The sequence below is a fragment of the Streptomyces sp. NPDC044921 genome (assembly GCF_056432865.1).
Genome location: NZ_JBWKIF010000008.1, coordinates 114,648 through 135,952, shown reverse-complemented (window position 1 = coordinate 135,952; position 21,305 = coordinate 114,648). Strand labels below are relative to the sequence as shown.

At 72.0% G+C, this 21,305-nt stretch carries 18 protein-coding genes; 6 read left to right on the top strand and 12 right to left on the bottom strand.

The features are described 5' to 3' along the window. Positions 1–118 precede the first annotated feature (118 nt). The 3 genes from AC07DA_RS14945 to AC07DA_RS14935 are packed head-to-tail and all read left to right on the top strand — an operon-like array spanning position 119 to position 3,662. Positions 119–643, top strand: coding sequence for a PadR family transcriptional regulator (locus AC07DA_RS14945; protein WP_479128093.1), 525 nt, complete (start codon positions 119–121; stop codon positions 641–643). Then, the gene (locus AC07DA_RS14940) at positions 640–1,329 is read left to right on the top strand and encodes an ABC transporter ATP-binding protein (RefSeq protein WP_479128091.1); all 690 of its coding nucleotides are present in this window, start codon (positions 640–642) and stop codon (positions 1,327–1,329) included. The genes AC07DA_RS14945 and AC07DA_RS14940 overlap by 4 nt, the downstream gene beginning before the upstream one ends. Then, positions 1,326–3,662 (top strand): ABC transporter permease, encoded by a 2,337-nt coding sequence (locus tag AC07DA_RS14935; RefSeq protein WP_479128089.1) that lies wholly within the window; start codon positions 1,326–1,328, stop codon positions 3,660–3,662. Before AC07DA_RS14940 ends, AC07DA_RS14935 begins: the two co-directional genes overlap by 4 nt. An 830-nt stretch (positions 3,663–4,492) precedes the next feature. On the opposite strand, the gene AC07DA_RS14930 is transcribed toward AC07DA_RS14935, so the two are convergent. Then, complete coding sequence (locus AC07DA_RS14930) at positions 4,493–5,443, bottom strand: LysR substrate-binding domain-containing protein (protein WP_479128087.1); 951 nt, start codon at positions 5,441–5,443, stop codon at positions 4,493–4,495. A 133-nt stretch (positions 5,444–5,576) separates the two neighbouring features. On the opposite strand from AC07DA_RS14930, the gene AC07DA_RS14925 reads away from it, so the two are divergent. Further along, entirely contained in the window at positions 5,577–6,131 is a 555-nt protein-coding gene (locus AC07DA_RS14925) for a peroxiredoxin (RefSeq protein WP_383324387.1), read from the top strand. A 3-nt stretch (positions 6,132–6,134) separates the two neighbouring features. After that, a complete protein-coding gene (locus AC07DA_RS14920; protein ID WP_479128084.1) occupies positions 6,135–6,668 on the top strand; it encodes an alkyl hydroperoxide reductase in 534 nt (177 codons plus the stop codon). A gap of 75 nt (positions 6,669–6,743) precedes the next feature. Here AC07DA_RS14920 and AC07DA_RS14915 read toward each other — a convergent pair whose 3' ends face one another. The 9 genes from AC07DA_RS14915 to AC07DA_RS14875 form a co-directional block, all read right to left on the bottom strand. Then, the gene (locus AC07DA_RS14915; RefSeq protein WP_479128082.1) at positions 6,744–8,051 is read right to left on the bottom strand and encodes an AI-2E family transporter; all 1,308 of its coding nucleotides are present in this window, start codon (positions 8,049–8,051) and stop codon (positions 6,744–6,746) included. 138 nt (positions 8,052–8,189) lie between these two features. Next, positions 8,190–8,891, bottom strand: a complete 702-nt coding sequence (locus AC07DA_RS14910) for an aggregation-promoting factor C-terminal-like domain-containing protein (protein WP_479128080.1) — start codon at positions 8,889–8,891, stop codon at positions 8,190–8,192. A 418-nt stretch (positions 8,892–9,309) separates the two neighbouring features. Continuing rightward, positions 9,310–10,635: a PhoH family protein gene (locus AC07DA_RS14905; RefSeq protein WP_479128078.1), complete on the bottom strand. Its 1,326-nt coding sequence runs from the start codon at positions 10,633–10,635 to the stop codon at positions 9,310–9,312. Positions 10,636–11,128: 493 nt separating this feature from the next. Then, positions 11,129–11,902: an isoprenyl transferase gene (locus AC07DA_RS14900; protein WP_479128075.1), complete on the bottom strand. Its 774-nt coding sequence runs from the start codon at positions 11,900–11,902 to the stop codon at positions 11,129–11,131. Positions 11,903–12,892: 990 nt separating this feature from the next. Next, complete coding sequence (locus AC07DA_RS14895) at positions 12,893–13,726, bottom strand: methyltransferase domain-containing protein (protein ID WP_479128073.1); 834 nt, start codon at positions 13,724–13,726, stop codon at positions 12,893–12,895. A gap of 78 nt (positions 13,727–13,804) precedes the next feature. Further along, positions 13,805–13,993: a hypothetical protein gene (locus tag AC07DA_RS14890; RefSeq protein ID WP_479128071.1), complete on the bottom strand. Its 189-nt coding sequence runs from the start codon at positions 13,991–13,993 to the stop codon at positions 13,805–13,807. 6 nt (positions 13,994–13,999) lie between these two features. Continuing rightward, positions 14,000–14,881 (bottom strand): LLM class flavin-dependent oxidoreductase, encoded by an 882-nt coding sequence (locus AC07DA_RS14885; RefSeq protein WP_479128069.1) that lies wholly within the window; start codon positions 14,879–14,881, stop codon positions 14,000–14,002. Between the two features lie 100 nt (positions 14,882–14,981). Beyond that, positions 14,982–16,022, bottom strand: coding sequence for a hypothetical protein (locus tag AC07DA_RS14880; RefSeq protein WP_479128067.1), 1,041 nt, complete (start codon positions 16,020–16,022; stop codon positions 14,982–14,984). Beyond that, positions 16,010–16,669 (bottom strand): hypothetical protein, encoded by a 660-nt coding sequence (locus tag AC07DA_RS14875; RefSeq protein WP_479128065.1) that lies wholly within the window; start codon positions 16,667–16,669, stop codon positions 16,010–16,012. Before AC07DA_RS14875 ends, AC07DA_RS14880 begins: the two co-directional genes overlap by 13 nt. A gap of 283 nt (positions 16,670–16,952) precedes the next feature. Between AC07DA_RS14875 and AC07DA_RS14870 the strand changes: the two genes are divergently transcribed. Then, complete coding sequence (locus tag AC07DA_RS14870; RefSeq protein ID WP_479128063.1) at positions 16,953–17,339, top strand: DUF192 domain-containing protein; 387 nt, start codon at positions 16,953–16,955, stop codon at positions 17,337–17,339. 514 nt (positions 17,340–17,853) lie between these two features. Here the strand turns inward: AC07DA_RS14870 and AC07DA_RS14865 are convergent. Together AC07DA_RS14865 and AC07DA_RS14860 are read right to left on the bottom strand one after the other, a co-directional pair. Next, complete coding sequence (locus AC07DA_RS14865) at positions 17,854–18,588, bottom strand: hypothetical protein (RefSeq protein WP_479128061.1); 735 nt, start codon at positions 18,586–18,588, stop codon at positions 17,854–17,856. 38 nt (positions 18,589–18,626) lie between these two features. After that, the gene (locus AC07DA_RS14860; protein ID WP_479128059.1) at positions 18,627–21,092 is read right to left on the bottom strand and encodes a hypothetical protein; all 2,466 of its coding nucleotides are present in this window, start codon (positions 21,090–21,092) and stop codon (positions 18,627–18,629) included. Positions 21,093–21,305: the final 213 nt, after the last annotated feature.

Sequence of the window (21,305 nt, the reverse complement as noted above, 5' to 3'; positions counted from 1 at the left end):
TCAGGGGCTGTTGCGGAACCGTGACAACATCCCCCGACCTGCGCTCCCCCACACCCCGCCATGATCTGCACACGCGACGTATACATGCCGCGTATACACACCGTGTACAGTCCTCGGCATGTCCATCGGTCACACTCTCCTGGGGCTCCTTGAGTCCGGCCCGCGGCACGGTTACGACCTGAAGCGGGCCTTCGACGAGAAGTTCGGTCACGACCGGCCGCTCCACTACGGCCAGGTCTACTCGACGATGTCCCGGCTGCTGAAGAACGGGCTCGTCCAGGTCGACGGCATCGAGGCGGGCGGCGGTCCCGAGCGCAAGCGGTACGCCATCACCGAGGCCGGCGTCACCGACGTCGAGCGCTGGCTCGCGACGCCGGAGAAGCCGGAGCCGTACCTGCAGTCGACCCTCTACACCAAGGTCGTCCTCGCGCTGCTCACCCACCGCGAGGCCGCCGACATCCTCGACACCCAGCGCTCGGAGCACCTGCGCAGCATGCGCATCCTCACCGACCGCAAGCGCAAGGGCGATCTCGCCGACCAGCTCATCTGCGACCACGCGCTGTTCCACCTGGAGGCGGACCTGCGCTGGCTGGAGCTGACCGCGGCGCGCCTGGACAAGCTCCGCGAGGCGGTGACCCGATGACGATCCCCGCCGGTTCGCTGCTCACCGCCCAGGACCTGCGCAAGGCGTACGGGCCGACCACCGCGCTCGACGGTGCCGAGTTCTCCATCCACCCGGGCGAGGTCGTCGCCGTGATGGGCCCGTCCGGGTCCGGCAAGTCGACCCTGCTGCACTGCCTCGCCGGGATCGTCACGCCCGACTCGGGCTCGATCACGTACGACGGGCGCGAGGTCAGCTCGATGAGCGATGCCGAGCGCAGCGCGCTGCGGCGCTCGGAGTTCGGGTTCGTGTTCCAGTTCGGCCAGCTCGTGCCGGAACTGACCTGCGTGGAGAACGTGGCCCTGCCGCTGCGGCTGAACGGCTCGTCCCGCAAGGAGGCCGAGCGGGCCGCCCTCGCGTGGATGGAGCGGCTCGAGGTGGACGACCTGCGCGGCAAGCGCCCCGGCGAGGTCTCCGGCGGCCAGGGGCAGCGGGTCGCCGTCGCCCGGGCCCTGGTGACCAACCCCCGGGTCGTCTTCGCCGACGAGCCGACCGGCGCGCTCGACTCCTTCAACGGCGAGCGCGTGATGGAACTGCTCACGGACGCCGCCCGGTCGGCCAGCACGGCCGTGGTGCTTGTCACGCACGAGGCCCGGGTGGCCGCGTACTCCGACCGCGAGATCGTCGTACGGGACGGCAAGTCGCGGGACATGGAGCGCGTCGTATGAGCCTCCGGCCGTGGGTGCGGGACCTGGGCATGGGCGGGCGGTTCGCCGTCGCGGGCGGGCGCGAGGGGTGGACGCGGGCGCTGCTGACGGCCGTCGGCGTCGGGCTGGGCGTGGCGCTGCTGCTGCTCACCACCGCCCTGCCGAACGCGCTGGCCGAACGCGACCGGCGCGAGGAGGCCCGCAGCGACCACACCTTCAGCCAGCAGAAGATCCCGAAGGCCGACGACACCCTGGTCGTGCTGGACGCGGACACCATGTTCCACGACCGGGACGTGCGCGGGCGCCTGCTGGAGCCGGAAGGCCCCGAAGCCCCGCTGCCGCCGGGCCTCTCGGCGTTCCCCGCCGACGGCGACATGGTCGTCTCGCCCGCGCTGAAGGAGGTGCTGGCGTCCGACGACGGGAAGCTGCTGCGGGAGCGGCTGCCCTACCGGATCACCGGCACCATCGGCGAGCAGGGGCTCATCGGCTCCCAGGAACTGGCCTACTTCGCGGGCGGCAAGGGGCTGGCCGACCGGCTCGGCTCCTCCACCGCGGGCGCGCGCATCGACAGCTTCGGCAACCCGGACCTGGGGGCGTCCGAACCCTGGGACCCGGTGCTGCTCCTGCTGGTCCTGGTCGTCTTCGTGGTGCTGCTGATGCCGGTCGCCGTGTTCATCGCGGCCGCCGTGCGGTTCGGCGGCGAGCGGCGCGACCGCCGGCTCGCGGCGCTGCGGCTGGTGGGCTCCGACAGCCGCATGACCCGGCGGATCGCCGCCGGTGAGGCACTGGCCGGGTCCGTGCTGGGGCTCGTGTTCGGCACCGGGTTCTTCCTGCTCGGACGCGAACTGGCGGCCAGCTTCGAGGTGTTCCACGTCAGTGTCTTCCCGAGCTATCTGAACCCCTCTCCCCTGCTGGCCGCGCTGGTGGTGCTGGCGGTGCCGACGGCCGCCGTGCTGGTGACCCTGTTCGCACTGCGCGGGGTGGTCATCGAGCCGCTCGGTGTGGTGCGCACGGCCAGGCCCGCGCGGCGGAGGCTGTGGTGGCGGCTGCTGCTGCCGCTGGGCGGGCTAGCGATGCTCGCCCCGATGATCGGGCAGGGCGAGGACGGGGGGACCTTCAACCAGTACCTGGTGGTCGGCGGTGTGATGCTGCTGCTCGTCGGCGTCACGGCCCTGCTGCCCTGGGTCGTCGAGACGGTCGTGTCCCGGCTCGGTGCGGGCGGCGTCGCCTGGCAGCTGGCCGTGCGCCGGTTGCAGTTGAGCAGCGGCGCGGCGGCCCGCATGGTCAACGGCATCGCGGTGGCGGTGGCCGGTGCGATCGCGCTGCAGATGCTGTTCGCCGGTGTGGAGGGCAACTACACCACCGCGTCGCAGTACGACGTGGCGCGCGCCCAGATGCAGGTGCGCGTGCCCGACCGCCTCGACGCCGCCTCCGCCGCCGAGAGGTTCCGCGAGACCAAGGGCGTCCGCAAGGTCACCGCGCTGTCGGAGACCTACCTCCGCGGCGGCGGCGCCGACGCGGAGTCCATCGTCCAGATCACCCTCGGCGACTGTGCCTCGCTGCGCGAGGTGGCCACCCTGCCCTCCTGCCGCGACGGTGACGTCTTCGCCGTCCGCGGTGCGGAGTACGACGCCGACACGATCAAGCTGGGCAAGCCGGGCAGGACGCTGTGGATGGACGAGGCGGACGCCGACCGGTCCGGGAAGCGGATCTCCTTCACCCTGCCGCGGGGCATCCGGCAGGCCGAGTCCCGCGAGGACCCGACCGGTACCGAACGCGGCGGCATCCTGATCACACCGGGCGCGGACTCCGTCGGGCTCGCCTCGCTCGCGCGCAAGGAGCTCTACCTGAGCCTGAGCCCCGACGAGCCCGACGCGTACGAGTACGTGCGCAACACGGCGGCGCGCATCGACCCCACGGTCGATCCCACGGTCTGGCACGCCGTCGAGCGCAACGAGCGCTACGCCAACATCCGCACCGGCCTGTTCGTCGGCGCCGCGGCCGTGCTGGCGCTGATCGGGGCGAGTCTGCTGGTCTCGCAGCTGGAGCAGTTGCGCGAACGCCGCAGGCTGCTGTCGGCCCTGGTCGCCTTCGGCACCCGGCGCCGCACCCTCGGCCTGTCGGTGCTGTGGCAGACGGCGATCCCCATCGGGCTGGGCCTGCTGCTGGCCGCGGCGGTGGGCATGGCCCTGGGCGCGGTCCTGCTGCGGATGGTGAACCTGTCCGTCCGGGTGGACTGGCCGAGCGTGCTGTCGATGACCGGGATCGGCGCGGGGGTCGTCCTGGTGGTGACACTGCTGAGCCTGCCACCACTGCTGAAACTGATGCGCCCGGACGGCCTCCGCACGGAGTAGACCCCCGACCTGCTCGACTCCGGCCGCCCCGGCCCGGGGCCCCGTGCACCGGGGTGCGACATGCCTCCCGGGCCGGGGCCTCGTACCGGGGCGGCTACGTCAGTCGTCCCGGGCCGGGGCCCCGCACCTTGGCGACTTCGCTCGCCCCGGGCCAAGGCCCCATGGACCGGGCTACTCAGGCTTCCCGGGCCAGGACACCGGACCAGGGCGACTTCGATCACCCCGGGCGAAGGCCCGTGCACCGGGCTGAGTGCGGCGTTCCGGGCCAGGGCACCGGGCACCGGGCACCGGGCACCGGGCACCGGGCACCGGGCAGCGTCACGCGTCCCGGGCCAGGAGCCCCTACCGGAGTGGCTTCGGACATCCCGGGCCAGGGTCGCGAGGACCGGGCTGCGTCAGTTTCCCCTGACCGGGGCCCCATACCGGGGCGACTTCAGACGTCCTGGGCGAAGGGCCCGTGCACCGGGCTACTTCAGGCTCCCGGGCCGGGGCCCGTACCGGGGCGGCTTCGGTCGCTCCAGGTCAAGGCCCCCGTGCACCGGGCTGCGTCAGGCGTCCCGGGCGGGGACCACGTGGACCGGAGCGGCGTCAGGCGTCCCGGGGCAGGGCCGCGTCACGCATCCCGGCCCGGGGCAGTGCCACGCCGCCCGGCCCGGCTCGGCGCCGGCCGTCTCAAGCGTCCCGCCGCCTCAAGGATCCCGAGCCAAGACAGGGCCGCACATCCCGGCCCGGGGCGGTGTCGGGCGTCCGGCCCGGGAGGCGTCACGCGCTCCGGGCCAGGGCACCGTCGGCCTAACCGGCCAGGGCACGCATGCCGGGCCGGGGCCGTGTCAAGCGTCCCGGTCCAGGACGCGTACGGGCAGTGGTCGCAGCGCCTCGCGCAGGGCGGTTGCCAGTTCCTCGTACTCCGCGCCGCGTACGGCCCCCGCCCGCATGGCCAGGGCGACCCGGCGGGAGGGGGCCGGGTCGGCGAAGTACCCGGTGAGGAGCTGGTTGCTGCGGGACGTCTCGACCTTGACGGCGGTGCGCGGCAGCAGGGTGACCCCGAGTCCGCCGGCCACCAGCTGCACCAGCGTGGACAGCCCGGCGGCGGTCGTGGTGACCGGCACGTCGTCGCGGCCGGCCTCCCGGCAGATGTCGAGGGCCTGGTCGCGCAGGCAGTGCCCCTCGTCCAGCAGGAGCAGGTTCAGCTCGCGCAGCGCCTCCCGCGGGATGCCCTCGCGGCCGCCGAGCCAGTGGTCGAGCGGCGTGACGAGCACGAAGTCCTCGTCGAAAAGGGGCAGTTCGACCACCCCCGGCACGCCCAGCGGTACGGCGAGCAGCAGCAGGTCGAGCCGCCCGGCGGCGAGGCCGTCGAGCAGGTTGGCGGTCTGCTCCTCGTGCACCTGCAGATCGAGGTGCGGGTACCGCTCGTGGACGAGCCGCAGCACGGTCGGCAGCAGATAGGGCGCCACCGTCGGGATCACCCCGAGCCGCAGCACGCCGGTGAAGGGCGCCCGGACCGCCTCGGCCTCCTCCATGAGCGCCTCGACCTCGCCCAGCACCGACTTGGCCCGCGCGGCGATCCGTTCACCCTCGGGCGAGAGCAGCACCTTGCGCGTCGTACGCTCGAGGAGCGTCACTCCGAGTGTCTCCTCCAGCGCCGAGACCGCGCCCGAGAGCGCGGGCTGGCTCATGCCGATCGCCCCGGCGGCGTCCCGGAAATGCAGGTGCTCGGCGACGGCCGCGAACGCCCGCAGCTGGGCCAGGCTCGGCTGCCTGCGCTTACTACCCACCGTCACTGATAACTACCTCCGATCAACCCGACCGAGTGTAGCTATTTCCGTAATCAATCGACGCTGTGCCAACATCAACACCGTCCAACCCATGGGAAACGCCCGCAATCCGGGAGTTTCTTCGCTGCAAGGAGAGCCTGTGCTCACTGTCGGTGACAAGTTCCCCGAGTTCGACCTGACCGCCTGCGTCTCGCTGGAGAAGGGCAAGGAGTTCCAGCAGATCAACCACAAGACCTACGAGGGTCAGTGGAAGGTCATCTTCGCGTGGCCCAAGGACTTCACCTTCGTGTGCCCGACCGAGATCGCCGCGTTCGGCAAGCTGAACGACGAGTTCGCCGACCGCGACGCCCAGGTCCTCGGCTTCTCCGGCGACTCCGAGTTCGTCCACCACGCCTGGCGCAAGGACCACGACGACCTGCGTGACCTGCCCTTCCCGATGATGGCCGACTCCAAGCACGAGCTGATGCGCGAGCTGGGCATCGAGGACGAGGACGGCTTCGCCAAGCGCGCGGTCTTCATCGTGGACCAGAACAACGAGATCCAGTTCTCCATGGTGACCGCCGGTTCCGTCGGCCGGAACCCGAAGGAGGTCCTGCGGGTCCTGGACGCGCTGCAGACGGACGAGCTGTGCCCCTGCAACTGGTCCAAGGGCGACGAGACCCTGGACCCGGTCAAGCTGCTGGCTGGTGAGTGAGGCATGTCCCTCGACTCCCTGAAGTCCCGCATACCGGACTACGCCAAGGACCTGAAGCTCAACCTGGGCTCGGTCATCGGCAACTCGGACCTCCCGGCCCAGCAGCTGTGGGGCACGGTGCTGGCGACCGCCATCGCCTCGCGCTCCCCGATCGTGCTGCGCGAGCTGGAGCCCGAGGCGAAGGCGAACCTGTCGCCGGAGGCGTACACGGCGGCCAAGGCCGCCGCCGCGGTGATGGCGATGAACAACGTCTTCTACCGCACGCGGCACCTGCTGTCGGACCACGAGTACGGCACGCTGCGCGCGGGTCTGCGGATGAACGTCATCGGCAACCCCGGCGTCGACAAGGTCGACTTCGAGCTGTGGTCCTTCGCCGTCTCGGCGATCAACGGCTGCGGCATGTGCCTCGACTCCCACGAGCAGGTCCTGCGCAAGGCGGGCCTCGACCGTGAGGTCGTCCAGGAAGCGTTCAAGATCGCGTCCGTGATCCAGGCGGTCGGCGTGACGCTGGACGCCGAGGCGGTCCTGGCCGAGTAGTCCCCGGCCGTACGCCCGTCGTGGCAGGGCCCCGTCCACCCACCGGTGGACGGGGCCCTGTCCGCGTCTCCGGTGCTACTCCGGCGGCGCCTCGGGGGCGGGCTCCGCGCTCACCGCCGTGGCCCCGCGCGGCGGCACGGCGTGCCGCACCGCGGCCTTGCGCGAGTACGCCCGCAGATAGCCGGCGACGGTGTTCGTCACGGCCACCAGCGGTACGGCGACCACCGCGCCGCCGATCCCGGCCACCATCCCGCCGCAGGCCACCGCCAGCACCACCGCCAGCGGATGCACCCGTACGGCCCGGCCCAGGATGAACGGCTGCAGGATGTGCCCCTCGATCTGCTGCACCGCCAGCACCACCACCAGTGTCATGACGGCCGTGAACACCCCCTGCGTGACGAGCGCGACGACCACCGCGAGCGCCCCGGACACCACCGCGCCCACCAGCGGGATGAACGCGAACAGGAAGATGAACACCGCCAGCGGCACGGCCATCGGAACGTCGAGGAAGTAGATCCCGAGCCCGATGAAGATCGCGTCGATCAGCGCCACGATCACCGTGCCCCGTACGTACGCCGTCAGCGTCCGCCAGGCCGCCGGACCGGCCCCGGCCACACCCGGCCGCGCCGCCGCCGGCACCAGCTTCAGCGTCCACTCCCAGATCCGCTTGCCGTCGTAGAGCAGGAACAGCGTGCAGAACACGGCGAGCAGGATGCCGGTCAGCGCCTCGACGACGACCGTGACGCCCTCCAGTCCGGCGGAGGTGATCTGGTCGGTGTTGGCCCCGACGGCCTCGCGCAGGTTCTTGGCGATCTCGTTGATCTGCTTGTCGGTGACGTGGAAGGGGCTGTTCAGCAGCCAGTTCCGCAACTCGTCGATGCCGTCCTGGATCTGGCTGGAGAGGTCGTCGATGTTCTCCATGACCTGCCAGGTCACGAACCAGCCCATGAGGCCCATGACGACGAACCCGAGGATCGCCGTCAGCGCGGTGGCCGGGCCGCGCGGCACCCCGTGGCGCCGCAGCCGCGCCACCGTCGGCTGCAGCATGGCCGTGATGAGCAGCGCGATGACGAACGAGAGCACCACGAGCTGGACGGCGCTGATGACCCGCATCAGCACCCACAGCGTGCCCGCGAGGACGAGCAGCCGCCAGCCGGCCTCCGCCGCGACCCGCACGCCCCACGGCACGGCGAGCGCCGGGTCGGGCCGGGCCGGGACGTCGGGAGCGTAGTCGGGGGGCGGCGGCACCAGTTCGTCGGGCCGCGGGACGGAGTCGGGATCGTCCTGCTCCCGCTCCGCGGCGGCGCGGCGTTCGTTGTACCGCTCGCTCATCTCGGTCAGTCCGGCACCGAGCCGGCCGAGCCACCCTGGCACTCGCGACATGATCCGTCCTTTTCCCCCGTCCTGGCGCATCACTCCCCCGGAGTCGTCCGCGTCCGACCGTACATCGCGCGAGCCCCGCACCGTACGACGGTGCGGGGCTCGCGTGGGAGGAGAGGGCCGAAAGGTCGGCCGGTCGGCTCAGTACCAGTGGTTGGCCTGCCAGAACGACCAGGCCTCACAGGGGCTGCCGTAGCGGTCGTTCATGTAGTTCAGGCCCCACTTGATCTGGGTGGCCGGGTTGGTCCGCCAGTCGGCGCCGACGGACGACATCTTGGAACCGGGCAGCGCCTGAAAGAGGCCGTAGGCGCCCGAGGAGGGGTTGACCGCCTTGTAGTTCCAGTCGGACTCGTGGTCCACGATGTTGCTGAAGCACTGGAACTGGCCCGCCGGCACCATCTGCCGCGCCATCGCCTGGATCTGGGCGATGCTGTAGGAGGACGCGACGGGGAAGTCGGAGATGTCCTTGGAGCGGCTGGCGGCTTCCTTGGCCTCCGCGCGCTCCTTGGCCTCCTTGGCGGCCTTCTCGGCTGCCTCCTCGGCGGCCTTCTTCTTGGCGATGGCCGTCTCGGCGGCTGCCTTGCGGGCGGCCTCCTCGGCGTCCTTCTTCGCGCTCGCGTCCGCTGCGATGGCCTGCGCGTCGGCCTGCTGCGTCAGGGACGCGGTCTGCACCTGGGCCTGCTGGCCCGCGGGGATGTCCGCGAGCAGCGTGGCGCCGCTTGCCGTCGCTTCGGCGTCGTTGTTCTGCGCGGTGCTGCCCGAGGCAACGCCGACGACGCTTCCGACAGCGGTGACCGCCGTGGCCGAGGCCACTGCGAATCCCCGGACCGAGATCCGGCTCACACGGTTTCCTTCCAGCATCGCCCGCTTCGGTGACCCTCGCGGACGCAATCGTGCCCCTGGCACTGGCCTCCCCAACTGCGGGGTCACGGGAGGCGCGGGCCCGGTGGGCAACTCCCGCGAGGGGAGTGCCGCGTGGTGCTCGGGCGGCATACGACATCGCTATGGAGTTGGCGTGTGCTCTACGGGGTGCCGTACCGCTGGGGGTACAGCTGTGTCGTATGCGGGGCCTGACAGGAGTGAGACTCTGCCGTAACCCGACGGGGCAAGGCAATTCCGAGTTGCGTGTGAAAGCTCACATCCCGTTTGGCGCGGGAGATTCACAGGAAAGTCCCCACACGAAGGCGCCGCCCGGCTAGGCTCTTCGCCTTTCCGGACGGCGCCAACTCCTGCGCAATCACCCCTTATTGCGGCGTGACGGTCACATCTGCCCGTCTTCGAGCATTTCGGTCACAAGGGCGGCGATCTGGGACCGCTCGGACCGGGTCAGGGTCACGTGCGCGAAGAGCGGATGCCCCTTCAGCTTCTCCACGACGGCGACGACACCGTCGTAGCGGCCGACCCGCAGATTGTCCCGCTGGGCCACGTCGTGGGTGAGGACCACGCGTGAATTGGCCCCGATCCGGGACAGAACGGTGAGAAGGACGTTCTTCTCCAGGGACTGCGCCTCGTCCACGATGACGAACGCGTCGTGCAGCGAGCGTCCGCGGATGTGCGTCAGCGGCAGGACCTCCAGCATCCCGCGCGCCGTGACCTCCTCGATGACCTCCCGGCTGGTGACCGCGGACAGCGTGTCGAACACCGCCTGCGCCCAAGGGCTCATCTTCTCCGCCTCGGTGCCGGGCAGATAACCGAGCTCCTGCCCGCCCACCGCGTACAGCGGGCGGAAGACCATCACCTTCTGGTGCTGACGGCGCTCCAGCACCGCCTCCAGCCCCGCGCACAGCGCCAGCGCCGACTTGCCGGTGCCGGCCCGGCCGCCCATCGACACGATCCCGACGTCCGGGTCGAGCAGCAGGTCCAGCGCGATCCGCTGCTCGGCGCTGCGGCCCTTGATGCCGAACGCCTCCCGGTCCCCGCGCACGACCCGGATGTTGCCCTCGGGCGTGACCCGCCCGAGGGCCTTGCCGCGCTCCGACTGGATCATCAGACCCGTGTGCACCGGCAGGTCGGCGGCCTCGGGGACGTGGACCTGACCCTCCTCGAAGAGGATGTCCACCTGCTCGCCGGGCAGGGTCAGTTCGGACATGCCGGTCCAGCCGGAGGAGTCCGTGATGGCGAGCTCCGCGCGGTACTCCTCGGCGAGGAGTCCGACGGAGGACGCCTTGATCCTGAGCGGGAGGTCCTTGGAGACGACGGTGACGTCGAACCCCTCGGCCTGCAGGTTGCGGGCGACCGCGAGGATGCGGGAGTCGTTGTCCCCCAGGCGGTAGCCGCTGGGCAGCACGCTGGGGTCCGAGTGGTTGAGCTCGACACGCACGGTCCCGCCCAGGTCCCCCGTGGGGATGGGGGCGTCGAGGCGGCCGTACCGCACCCGGAGGTCGTCGAGCAGGCGCAGGGCCTGCCGGGCGAAGTAGCCGAGTTCGGGATGGTGCCTCTTCGCCTCCAGCTCCGTCACCACGACGATGGGGAGCACGACCTCGTGCTCGTCGAAGCGGTGCAGGGCGTTCGGGTCGGCCAGCAGGACGCTGGTGTCGAGGACATAGGTGCGCCGGTCGGGCTTGTGGCGCTTTGTGCTGGTCACCACGGAAGGACGTACCCCCTCGGATGAGGTCGGGGAGCGACGGAGTGGAGCTGGACCGGTTGTCGGCCGCCCTGCATGGGCCGAGAACCGGCCCTCCGCCTGCGTCCGTGCTGTGACCGCACGATCGGGCTGGTGCAAAGGGCCTCCCGGGCGGACGGCCCCGTGCCGTCCGCTGAGATCCGACACCCGTGGTTCGGGCGTCGACCTGACTGGGTTATGCCCTCGAACGAGCGTCGCCATGCCACGGCATATGACGGCGGGCCGGTGAACTCCGTGTGACGTGCGTCTTCGGTGTGGTTCCGGGGAGAGGCCCGACGTGGGACGTCCGGGGCCCGCAAGCGGTTCTCGGCGCCGGTGCGGTCGGCGCCTGCGTCCGGCGCCGCGCTCCACCGCGCGGTCGCGGTGAGTCCCGAGGTGTCGCGTCAGCCCGTCGGTGGGTGCGCCAAGGGGAGGGCGTCGCCGCGGTGCTGCCCCCGATGCCGCCGGTGAGGCGTGTTCAGCCGCCGTAGCGGCGGTGGCGGGCGGCGTAGTCGCGCATGGCGCGCAGGAAGTCCACCTTGCGGAAGGCCGGCCAGAACACGTCGCAGAAGTAGTACTCGGAGTGCGCGGTCTGCCAGAGCATGAATCCGGACAGCCGCTGCTCGCCGCTGGTGCGGATCACCAGGTCGGGGTCGGGCTGGTCGCTCGTGTAGAGGTGACGCCCGATCATGTCGATGTCGACGGCGTCGGCGAGCTCCTCCATCGAGGTGCCCTTGTCCTGCGCCTCGAGCAGCATGGAGCGCACGGCGTCGGCGATCTCCTGACGGCCGCCGTAGCCGATGGCGACGTTGACCAGTATCCCGTCGATGTGCGCGGTGGATTCCTCGGCCTCCTTGAGGACCGTCTGCATCCCGGCGGGCAGCAGGTCGGGCGTGCCCACGTGGTGGACGCGCCAGCGGCCGTCGGCGGCGAGCGTGCGCACCACGTCCTCGATGATGCCGAGCAGTGGGACGAGCTCCTCCTGCGGACGGTCGAAGTTGTCCGTGGACAGCAGCCAGAGGGTGACGACCTCGACGTCGGTCTCGGAGCACCAGCCGAGGAACTCCTCGATCTTCTCGGCACCGGCCCGGTGTCCGTGGACGGTGCTGGATCCGGCGGCCTTCGCCCAGCGCCGGTTGCCGTCCATGATGACGCCGATGTGCTTGGGCACCTGAGCGTGGTCCAGGTGGCCTTCCACCCGGCGTGCGTACAGCCTGACCAGCAGGCCACGCAGCTTGTCGCGCAGGTTCACGTGATCGTCAGCCCCTCCGTGCGGATCGGACAGGCCGCGGCGTGCGGCCCGGTCGTGGCCGCGGGCGGTCCCTGCCCGTATGGCAGTTCCCCGGAGGCGAAGCCTACCCCCGCTGCCGCCCTGGGCCGCCCACGGGTGCGGAACGTAAGGTTCCGGCCGCTGGTTCGGGCCGCCTCGCCCGGCAAGAAAAAACGGGCCGGTCCGTGGGGGGGAGACGGACCGGCCCGAGGGGGGGCTTCCACCATAACCCTTTGTAAGTGATGCTGCGCGCATCGGCGGGCCACAACTACTCTCCGGAGCCGTCCGGCGACGCGGCGATGACCGCGGAACCCGTCGTTCACGGTCGGCGCGTGGCCGAAAGAAGGCCTGTACGCAGGGGAATCGGGCGACCTGGGGCAGGATCCGGAGGATTTGCCGCACCTTGGGGCCCGCTCGGCGACTTGTCCGGCTGTCCCCCTGACGGGTGAACCGGACGGCGAACGCCCGCTTGACCGCCGAGGCCGCCCCGCCACTCCCCCGAAGGGAGGCTCCGGCACCGCGCAGCCCCCTCCACTGCGCGGTACCGCCCGCGCAGCTTTGCTCACGCGAATTACCTTGGTCCGAACTTACGTGATGGGGCGGCCCGGAAGCGAGCCAGCAGGATAACGATGTGAAAACCCTCGACGGAAGATGCGGAAGGGGAGTGAGGGAAGCCGGTGACGGCCGACGCGCCCCGAGTGCGCCGCGGAGCTGCGCGGAGCGAGCCGAGAGGCGCCCACGGCGAGCCGTAGAGGACGGGATCTGTCCTCGTTTCCCTACGGTCGGCTCATGGCGAGCACGGTGCGCATCACCCGGGAAGCGGCGAGCGCGCGGCGAGCGGAGCGGCAGTTTCCGGCCGCGGGGGCGGCGATGAGGGGAGCCCGCGCGCAGTGCACTCCGCCGCCGAGGTGTCGCCCCGCGGCGGCCCACCGCCGTGCGGCGCATCTGACCGCAGGCAGGTCGACCTCCCTGTCAGGCACGTCCACCTCGGGTCGGTGCGGTCGGCTTGCGGGCCTCGAACAGGTGGCGGGTGCTGTGCGCGGCGAAGGGTCCCTCGGCCCGGATCCGTTCGTGCAGCGCCCGCAGCCGCGGCTCGTACGCCTCGACGGTGAAGCCCGGGACCATCCACACCACCTTGCGCAGGAAGTGCACGACCGCGCCGATGTCGTGGAACTCCATCCGCAGCCGCTCCGCCCGCAGGTCGACGACGTCCAGCCCGGCGGCCTCGGCGTCGGCCCGTTCGCGCCGGGGGTCACGCGCCCCGCGGACCTCCTCCGGCTGGGGTCCGAGGAAGTACTCGACGAGTTCGAAGACGCTGGCCGGGCCGACGTGCTGGGCGAAGTACGTCCCACCCGGCCGCAGCACGCGGGCGATCTCCTCCCACTGAGGCCGGACGGGGTGACGGCTCACGACCAGGTCGAAGGCGTCGTCGGCGAAGGGCAGCGGGGCGTCCTCGGCGGCGGCCACCACGGCGACGCCCTGCGGTGCGAGCAGGGCGGTGGCCTTGGCGACGTTCGGCGGCCAGCCCTCGGTGGCGACGGTGAGCGGAGGCCGGCGCGGACCGGCCTCGCTCAGGGCGAAGTCGAGTACTTCCCCGCCCCCGGTCTGCACGTCGAGCGCGGCACTCGCCCGGCCCAGCCGCTCGGCCATCGACACGGCGTACCCCCACGAGGGCCGCGCCTCGGTGGCCCGTCCCGCGAACCAGGAGAAGTCCCAGCCTTCGACGGGTACGCGGGCGCCTTCAGCGACGAGGGCCTCGTAGGTGGTGTCCCGGGCGGGGAGCCTGGTGCGGTGGTCGGTGGCCATGGCGGAATGGTGGCAGGGCGCGATCCGGCACGCGCGGCATTTCCGGGCGCGCCTGGGAGGGAGCGTCTGCCGGAGGCGTCACGGGAGGACCATCAGAACGTGCTCGTCGTCGCCGTGGCGGACGGTGCCGGACCGCCGGAATCCGGCCTTCTCCCCGGGATGGGCGGCGTCGCCGAGGACGTTGGTCTTCCAGTGCCGCAGCAACGCCTCGCGCGGCCTGGGGGTGAATCCCGCATGCCCCGGAGTGTGGCAGGCGCCACTGACCATCGGCGCTCACACCACCAGCGGACGCACCTCCTCGGCCGCGAACCGGACGAACCCCTCCGGGTCGGGCTCGTCCCCGGTCGGCTGCAGCACCACCGTGTCGGCTCCGGCCTCGGCCAGTCGCCGCACGGCCTTGGCGACGGCGCCGGCGTCCCCGGCGACGCCCAGGTCCGGGACGGATCCCAGCCCTTCGGCCGCCAGTTCCGCGCGCAGCCGGGCGGTGGCGTCCGGCCCGGTGGCGGTGAGGAGGTAGACCACGATGTGATGCGCCGTTCCGCCGTGCCGGCCGGCGGCCGCACGCCCCTCCTCGACGAGCTGCCGCGCCTTGCGCACACCGTCGGCGTGGGTGGCGGCGGTGAGGATGGTGCCGTCGGCGGCCTCGCCACTGAGCCGCACCGAACGCGGCCCGGTGGCCCCCGCGAACACCCCGGCCTCGCCCTGCCCCGGGGGCCAGTCGAGGGCGACGTCGTCGAGCCGGACGTACCGCCCGTCGGTGGTGACCCGCTCCCCGGCGAGCAGGGCCCGCAGCGCGACGAGATACTCCCGCAACAGCGTGACCGGCGACTCGGCCCGGGCGCCGACCTGCCCCATCCAGTCCTGCACACCGTGCCCGACACCGACAACGGCCCGGCCCGGGAACATCCGGTGCAGCGAGGCGACCTCCATGGCGGTCACGGCCACGTTGCGCAAAGGCACCGGCAACAGTCCGACCCCGACCCGTACCCGCTCGGTCCAGGCGAGGGCAGCGGCGGCGGTGGAGACACCGCCTTCCCGGAAACAGTCCTCCCAGAGCCAGAGCTGTTCGAGTCCCGCGGCGTCCGCCACCTCACAGACCGACCGCAGCCGCTCGGGGGCGAGTTGGGGACGGAAGACGGCGCCGAGTGTGGTCACGGAGGGCTTCCTACCCAGACCGGCAGGCACCCAACTCCGCCTCCACCGGCCGACCCTGATGACACCCGCTCCACCGCCTCAGCGGGGCGTGGGGCTCGGCTCAGCGGTTGACGGCCTGGATCTCCTGCACGACGACGTCCTGGGTCGCGCCGAACGTGCCGTCGGGGAGGTCGCCGCCCGCGCCGCCCGTGCCGGTCCACTGGATCTTCCAGGTGACGGTGGCCTGGAGGGGGTACGTGCCGTCGCCCGAGGAGCGCAGGTAGCGCACTCCGCAGGGCGGCGTGCGGTCGGCCTTGCCCTTGGCGTAGGGCTCGCCGATGCGGCCGTCGACGATCTCGCAGACGCCGGACGCCGGGTAGGTCACGGCGTCCTCGGTGCCGGGCCGGATCCTGAGCGACACCGGTTCGGCCGTCGCGGTCGCGCTGATGCCGATCACCGGTACGGACGCGGTGACGGAGACCGGCTTGAAGTCGGCGGCGTCCAGCCAGGCCCAGGTCGGCAGGTTGACCTTGGTCGCGGCGGCCGGGGCCAGGGTCACCTTCGTGGCGGGGACGCGGATCTCGGCGTAGGCCAGTTCGGCGAGGATCTCGGGCGTCACCGCGTTCTCGATGCCGGCGGGAGGCGGGGCGCCCTGGTCCACCCAGAAGGGCTCCTCGTCGCAGGAGTCCCAGCCGGGCGGGAAGTCCTCGTTGACGAACGAGTCCCAGAAGTAGCCCTTGCCGGTCTTGTCCTTGTTGAAGTCCTCGTACGGGTGGCCGTTGACGTAGCGGTCGCGCTGTCGTGCGTCCCATTCGTGGCCCGTCGAACCGGCCTCCCAGATGGGCTCCATCTCCTTCTGGAGCTGCTCCGGCGTGTACTTGGGGGCGTACCAGCACGGCGGGGGCGTCCAGGACGTGGCCGACGTGAGCGCGCCCGCGGAGTCGCCGCCGCCGTTCTTGGAACGGTCGAAGACGACACCGCCGACGGTCACGGAAACCGTGCCGTCCTCGCCGGTGCGGGCACCCTGGTTGGTGCCCTGTGTGGCGCCGCCCAGGGTGTCGTCGGCTCGCGCCACGCCTCCGGGGAGCATGAGGAGCGAGCAGCACACGGTGGCGGTGACCACCGTCCAGGCCCTGTCCGACGGACGTATCACGGCTGGCACTTGGGGCTCCCACTCTGCGAGACCATCTTCCGGACCACCCAGACGCCCTTGTCGTTCTTCTTGAGCGACGTGTGGTAGACGACGTAGCTCTTGGCGGTCACCCGGGTCTTCTTGACCTCGTCGTTCTTGAGGTACTTCACGTAGGCCTTGCCTTGGTCCTCGCAGTAGCTGAAGGACGCCGTGCCGTCCTTGTCGACGGCGACCTCGGGCGCGTAGAAGCGGTAGGTGCCGGTGATGGCGGCCTTGTGGTCGACGTAGTTCTGGATGAACTTCTGCGTGGAGGCGGCCGCCTCACCCTCGTAGTAGTAGAGGTAGGGCTTGTCGAGCGCGTTCTGGTTGACGATCGCCAGGTCGACGGCCTTGATCGACTGCTCGCTGTCGGCCAGGATCGCGTCCTTCTCCTTGTCGCCGGTCCTGGGCCAGTCGAAGGTGTAGGACAGGTCGGACGGCAGCTCGATCTTTGGCCGTCCGGCGGAGGCCGACGCGGTCGCGGACGCGGACGCCGAGACCCCGTCTGCCGTATCGGCTCCCGCGATCCTGTCGCTGTCCTTGCCCTTGGGGCTGTCGTCGCTCCCGCACGCGGACAGCGTCAGGGCCGCGGCGGCGGTCAGCGTGAGCGCTGCGAGGAGGGTGGGGCGGCGGTTCACGGTCGGCTCCCGGTCAGAGGCGAGGCTTCTCTTGAGCGAACCAACGCTATCCAGCGGGGTGGGGCCACACCAGGGTGAAGCTTGGGAACGGGCGGGGTGTATGGGGAGGAATCGGTGTCCCGGCCGCAGGTGTGGGCCGTAACGGTTGCATAACACGCCCGTCCGTTTTCAGGAGCACATGGGTCCGTGGGCCCATGTGGGGCTCCCTCGCGCGGGGTTACGTTCGGTTCCGTCCGGTGGTCTGCGGTGGCGTGTCGCCGTCGCGCGGTGGAAGGGGCCCGGGGTGGCGCGGAAGTGGCGGGACGGACGTGGGGAGTTGGTCGTGCCCGGGGGGTCCGGGGCGGTCGGCGGTGTCCGTGTGGCGTTGGAGATCGCCGGTTCCTACCGGGCGCGGACCAGGGGGCTGTTGGGGCGGGACTCGATCGACGGGGCGATTCTGCTCTCCCCCGCCAACAGTGTGCACACCTTCCGGATGCGCATGCCGATCGACGTCGCCTATCTCGACCGTGAGTTGAGGGTCCTCGCCGTGCGGACCATGCGGCCGGGCCGGTTGGGGATGCCCCGGCTGCGGGCGCGGCACGTGGTGGAGGCGCAGGCCGGGGTGATGGCTGAGTGGGGGGTGCGGGAAGGGGTGCGGGTGGAGGTCGTCACCTCGGCTGTCACCGAGTAGGACTCGCGGCCGGGGGTCACCAGGGCGTGTGGCGGGGGGCCGGTGCCACCACCAGCGGTGTCCGTACCGCCCCGTGGGGGCCCAGTCCTTCTCCAGCCGGCGGACCAGGCGCTCCCACACGCGCAGGGCGTGGTGCACGCGGCCTTCGGTGCTCCCCGTCCCGCCCGGGGCAGGCCCGGGATCTCGTCCTCGGCCGCGTCCACCCGGCAGGCCGTGCCGTCGGGGACGTCGACCGCCTCCAGGCGGCATCGGACGGAGCGTCCGTCCGGCGGGGCGGCCCGGTAGGCGCTCGGCAGGTGCGGATGGAGCGCGGGGTGGAGGACGGTACCGCGCGTTCCGGCGGCCAGGGCGAGGCCAGGTCCTCCTCTGTGAGACCGGGGCGTTCCAGTGCCGTCCTGCCTGGTCGCCGTCCGGGTCGGCGACGTCGACGGCCTCGGGTGGGATCGCCGGCACGTCGGTCAGGCCCGGCGCAGGGTCGCCGGGGGCGGCTGCGCGACGGTGAAGAGGTTCGCGATCACGTTGCGCTCCCGGGGGGTGTTTCCTCGCTGTCCAGGTCGGAGAGCATGCTCTGCGCCGCTTCCGCGTTGTCCCAGCCGGCCGGGCCGTCCGGCTTCGCCGACAGGCGCCGCAAGGCCGCTCTGGCCTCCCGGGTGCGCATGGCGCCCAGGAGTCCGATGGCCGAGTCGGCGCCGATGTCCTCCGTCACGCAACGCTCGGCCAGTCCCACCGCCCAGCCGGCGAAACGGCCCGGATCCGCGTCGAGGGCCAGCCAGCGGAACACCGAGTCGGCGATGTCGTCGCGCAGGGACGGGATCAGGGCCAGCATCGCCGCCTCGACGTGCCGTACGACGTGCCGTTGCAGCGGGTACAGCCCGGGCCGGTCCCGCCAGGCGCGGACCACCTCGTCCACACCGGACCAGGTCACGTCGCCGGTGCGGGGCATGCGCTCCCCCACGGCCCGGTGGAACTCCTCCCAGGCGTGCCGCAGCAGCCCGGGCGACGGGGGCCGGGGCACGGACGGGGACAGGTCCGGGTCCTCCAGGAGGACGGTCAGCACCCGCCGGGCCTCCGCCAGGTGCTCCTCCGTACGCGGCAGTCGCGCGATCCGGCTCCAGTCGTACGCGTCCCAGGGCGGCGGCAGGGTCCGCAGGGCGCGGGGCAGGACGTAGTCGCCCTCCGGATCGTGCCAGCGCGCGACCCGCGGGTCCCACGTCTCCTCGCTGCTCGGCTCCCCGCCCGGCTCGCTCATCCCCGCCGTCCCGCCATGCTCGTGCCTCCGTCGTCCGTTCAGCTGATGCCCAGGTACGCCTTGGCGCTCTCCGGGTCCTTCATCCTCGACCAGTCCATCGTGCCGTTCGCGGTGCGTTCGTCGATGGCGCGCTGCATCCTGCCCAGCTGGTCGGCGGACAGGTCCTGGCCGGCCACGCGCACGTCGACGTCGTTCCTGGCCATCTCCCCGGCCGCGGTCCTGGTGTCCTTCGCCGGTCCGCCGTTGCGGGCGGGCTTGAACTCGCTGAAGATCGACGTCCAGCGATCCGTCGTCTCGATCTCCACGGTGGCCTTGCGGCCGGGCTCCTTGCCGGCCCACTTCTTCAGCCGTTCGACCTGGTGGGCGAAGTCGGCCTTGCGTGTGGCGGAGCCGGCGTTCTTGACCTCCTTGACGTGGACGGTGCCGTCGCGGTCCCGGTAGACCACGTCGGCGTCGGGGATCCCGTCCAGGTCGACCTTCTCCCCGTTGCCCAGGTCGGCCTCCTGCCGGTTCATCTTGCCGCCGACGCCGGCGTCCACGCGGGTGCCGGGGGCCGCGTCGTCGGCGGCGCGGCGCACGGCGTTCACCTCCGCACGCGCCTCGGCCAGCTTGTTGGCGTCCGACGCGTTCACGACCTTGCCCTGCAGGGCCGCGGCGGCGTCGGGGTTGACGTTGTCGCGGCGGGCCAGGTCGGTGATCTCGTCGAGCGCGTCGGCCGCGTCCTGCCTGCCGATCTCGGCCTTGGCCGGATCCGGGTCGTCCTTGGCACGGTCGACGAGCCCGTCGATCTGGTCGCCGGGGACGGAGGAGCCCTGCTCGCGGAGCGCGGCCTTCGCGGCCTCGGCGCGGGCTTCGAGTGTCAGCCGTTCCGCCTCGTCGGCCTTCTTCCGGGCCTCCTGCGCCTGTTGCCCGGCCTCCTCGTCGCAGCCTTCCTCAGCCCGTGCGACGGCCTGTGCGGCGGAGCGGCCGGCCGCCAGTACCGTGGTGCCGGTGCCGGAGGAGCCGGTGAGAGGCGCCGGCTGGTGCCGGGGGCCGCCGTAGGGGACTCGGCGGGGCGGGGCGGCGATGGTGCAGCCGGTTTCGCGGGCCTTCTCCTCGGCTTCGTCCGCCGCCTCGTCGGCCTCCTTCGCGGCCTTCTCGGCGCCCTTGACGTCACCCGCCCGGGCGGCCTTGCCGGCGTCCGCCGCCGCGTCGGCCGCCCTCTCCGTGAGCTTGCCCAGGTCGCCCAGCTTCCCGAGTCTGCCCAGCCTGCCGGCTTTCCCGACGAGCTTGGCCTCGCCGTAGCCGGGAATGAACAGCGAGCCGACGTTCCATACGACCGTGGTGACCGCGCGGGTCTCGTTGCCCTGGTTCCACTGGTCGCGGACCTCGTCCCCGATGAACAGGTCGTCCAGGACCTTGCCGCCCGAGCCGAGAGTGGCGCCGCCCCAGTCGGTGAGCGCGTCGAAGTAGTCGCCCCTGGCCCACTTGTCGCCCGCGTCCTTGGCGTCCCGGGACCACTGGTCGGCTATGACGCCGCCGTAGTCCCGCAGGCCCTTCAGGGAGTCGAGCGGGTTGGTGACGGTGTCCCAGACGCCCTTGAGATCGCCGCCGATGCCGTCGACGACGAGGCCTTCGCCGACCTGCTTCAGCTGGTCACCGGCGCAGCCGAAGAAGGCGCCAACGCCGGAGAAACACCCGTCGTCGCCTCCGTTCCCGCCCCCGTCCTCGCCCTCGTTCTCGCCCTCGTTCTCGCCCTCGTTCTGGCTCTGGTCATCGTCCTGGCCGCCGCCGTTGTCCTCCTTCCCGGCGTTGTCCCGGCTGCCGTCCGCCTCGGGCTGTGGGCGGTCCGCAGGCCGGTCGTGCGCGTCGGCACCCGGCCCGTTCCGCGGACCGCCCGCCGTGTCGGGACGGGCGGCGGAGGTGTCCGTGCCGCTGTCGGCGGCCGGGGACGGGCAGGCCGTGCCGGTGACCTCGCAGACCGCCGACTGGAGGCCGCTCTGGATCCGGGTGCCCAGGCCACTGACCAGGAGGGCGGCGACGATCGCCACGACGATCGCGATCAGGCCCGCGTACTCCACCGCCGTCTGGCCCTCGTCGCGACGCCAGCGGATCATCCGGGGCAGGGAGAACGGGCGCCGTCCGGCACGGTCCGGGACGGGGAGGCGGTACCAGGCGCTGCTGTCCTCGCGGGTGAGGAAGTACAGGACGAGGAGGGGGAGGAAGAGCTGGGTGAAACCGCGCGGTGATCCGTCGATGAGGGAGGACACGGCGCCGGCGATCAGCCAGGCCTGCACGGCGATCAGGCCCGCCCTGACTCCGGTGCCGCCCTGCCAGGTGCGCCGGGCGAGCCACCAGCCGAGCGTGCCGGGGGCGGCCGCGTAGGCGGTGAGGGCGATGACGCCGCCGTCGACGGCGTCGTACGAGGAGGCGGTGAGCAGGACGCCGAGCCCGCCCAGGACGGTGACCGCGAAGAGGGCGTGGATCAGGGCCAGTGCGGTGGCGAGCGAGCCGGGCAGGGGCAAGCGCCCTCCGCCGCCGGGTATGCGGCCGGCGCCCGCCGCACCCGACGCGCCCGGACCACCCGGCGCTCCCCCGATCGAGGCCATGCCCCCACCTCCGCACTCGGTCTACGACTCGGCCCGAGGGTAGGGAGGGGCCCACGGGGCGGGATGGGTCCGTGGCCCCAAAACGAGACCCAACTTCCCCGGCCGCTCGGTGTTCCCGTTCCGGGACCT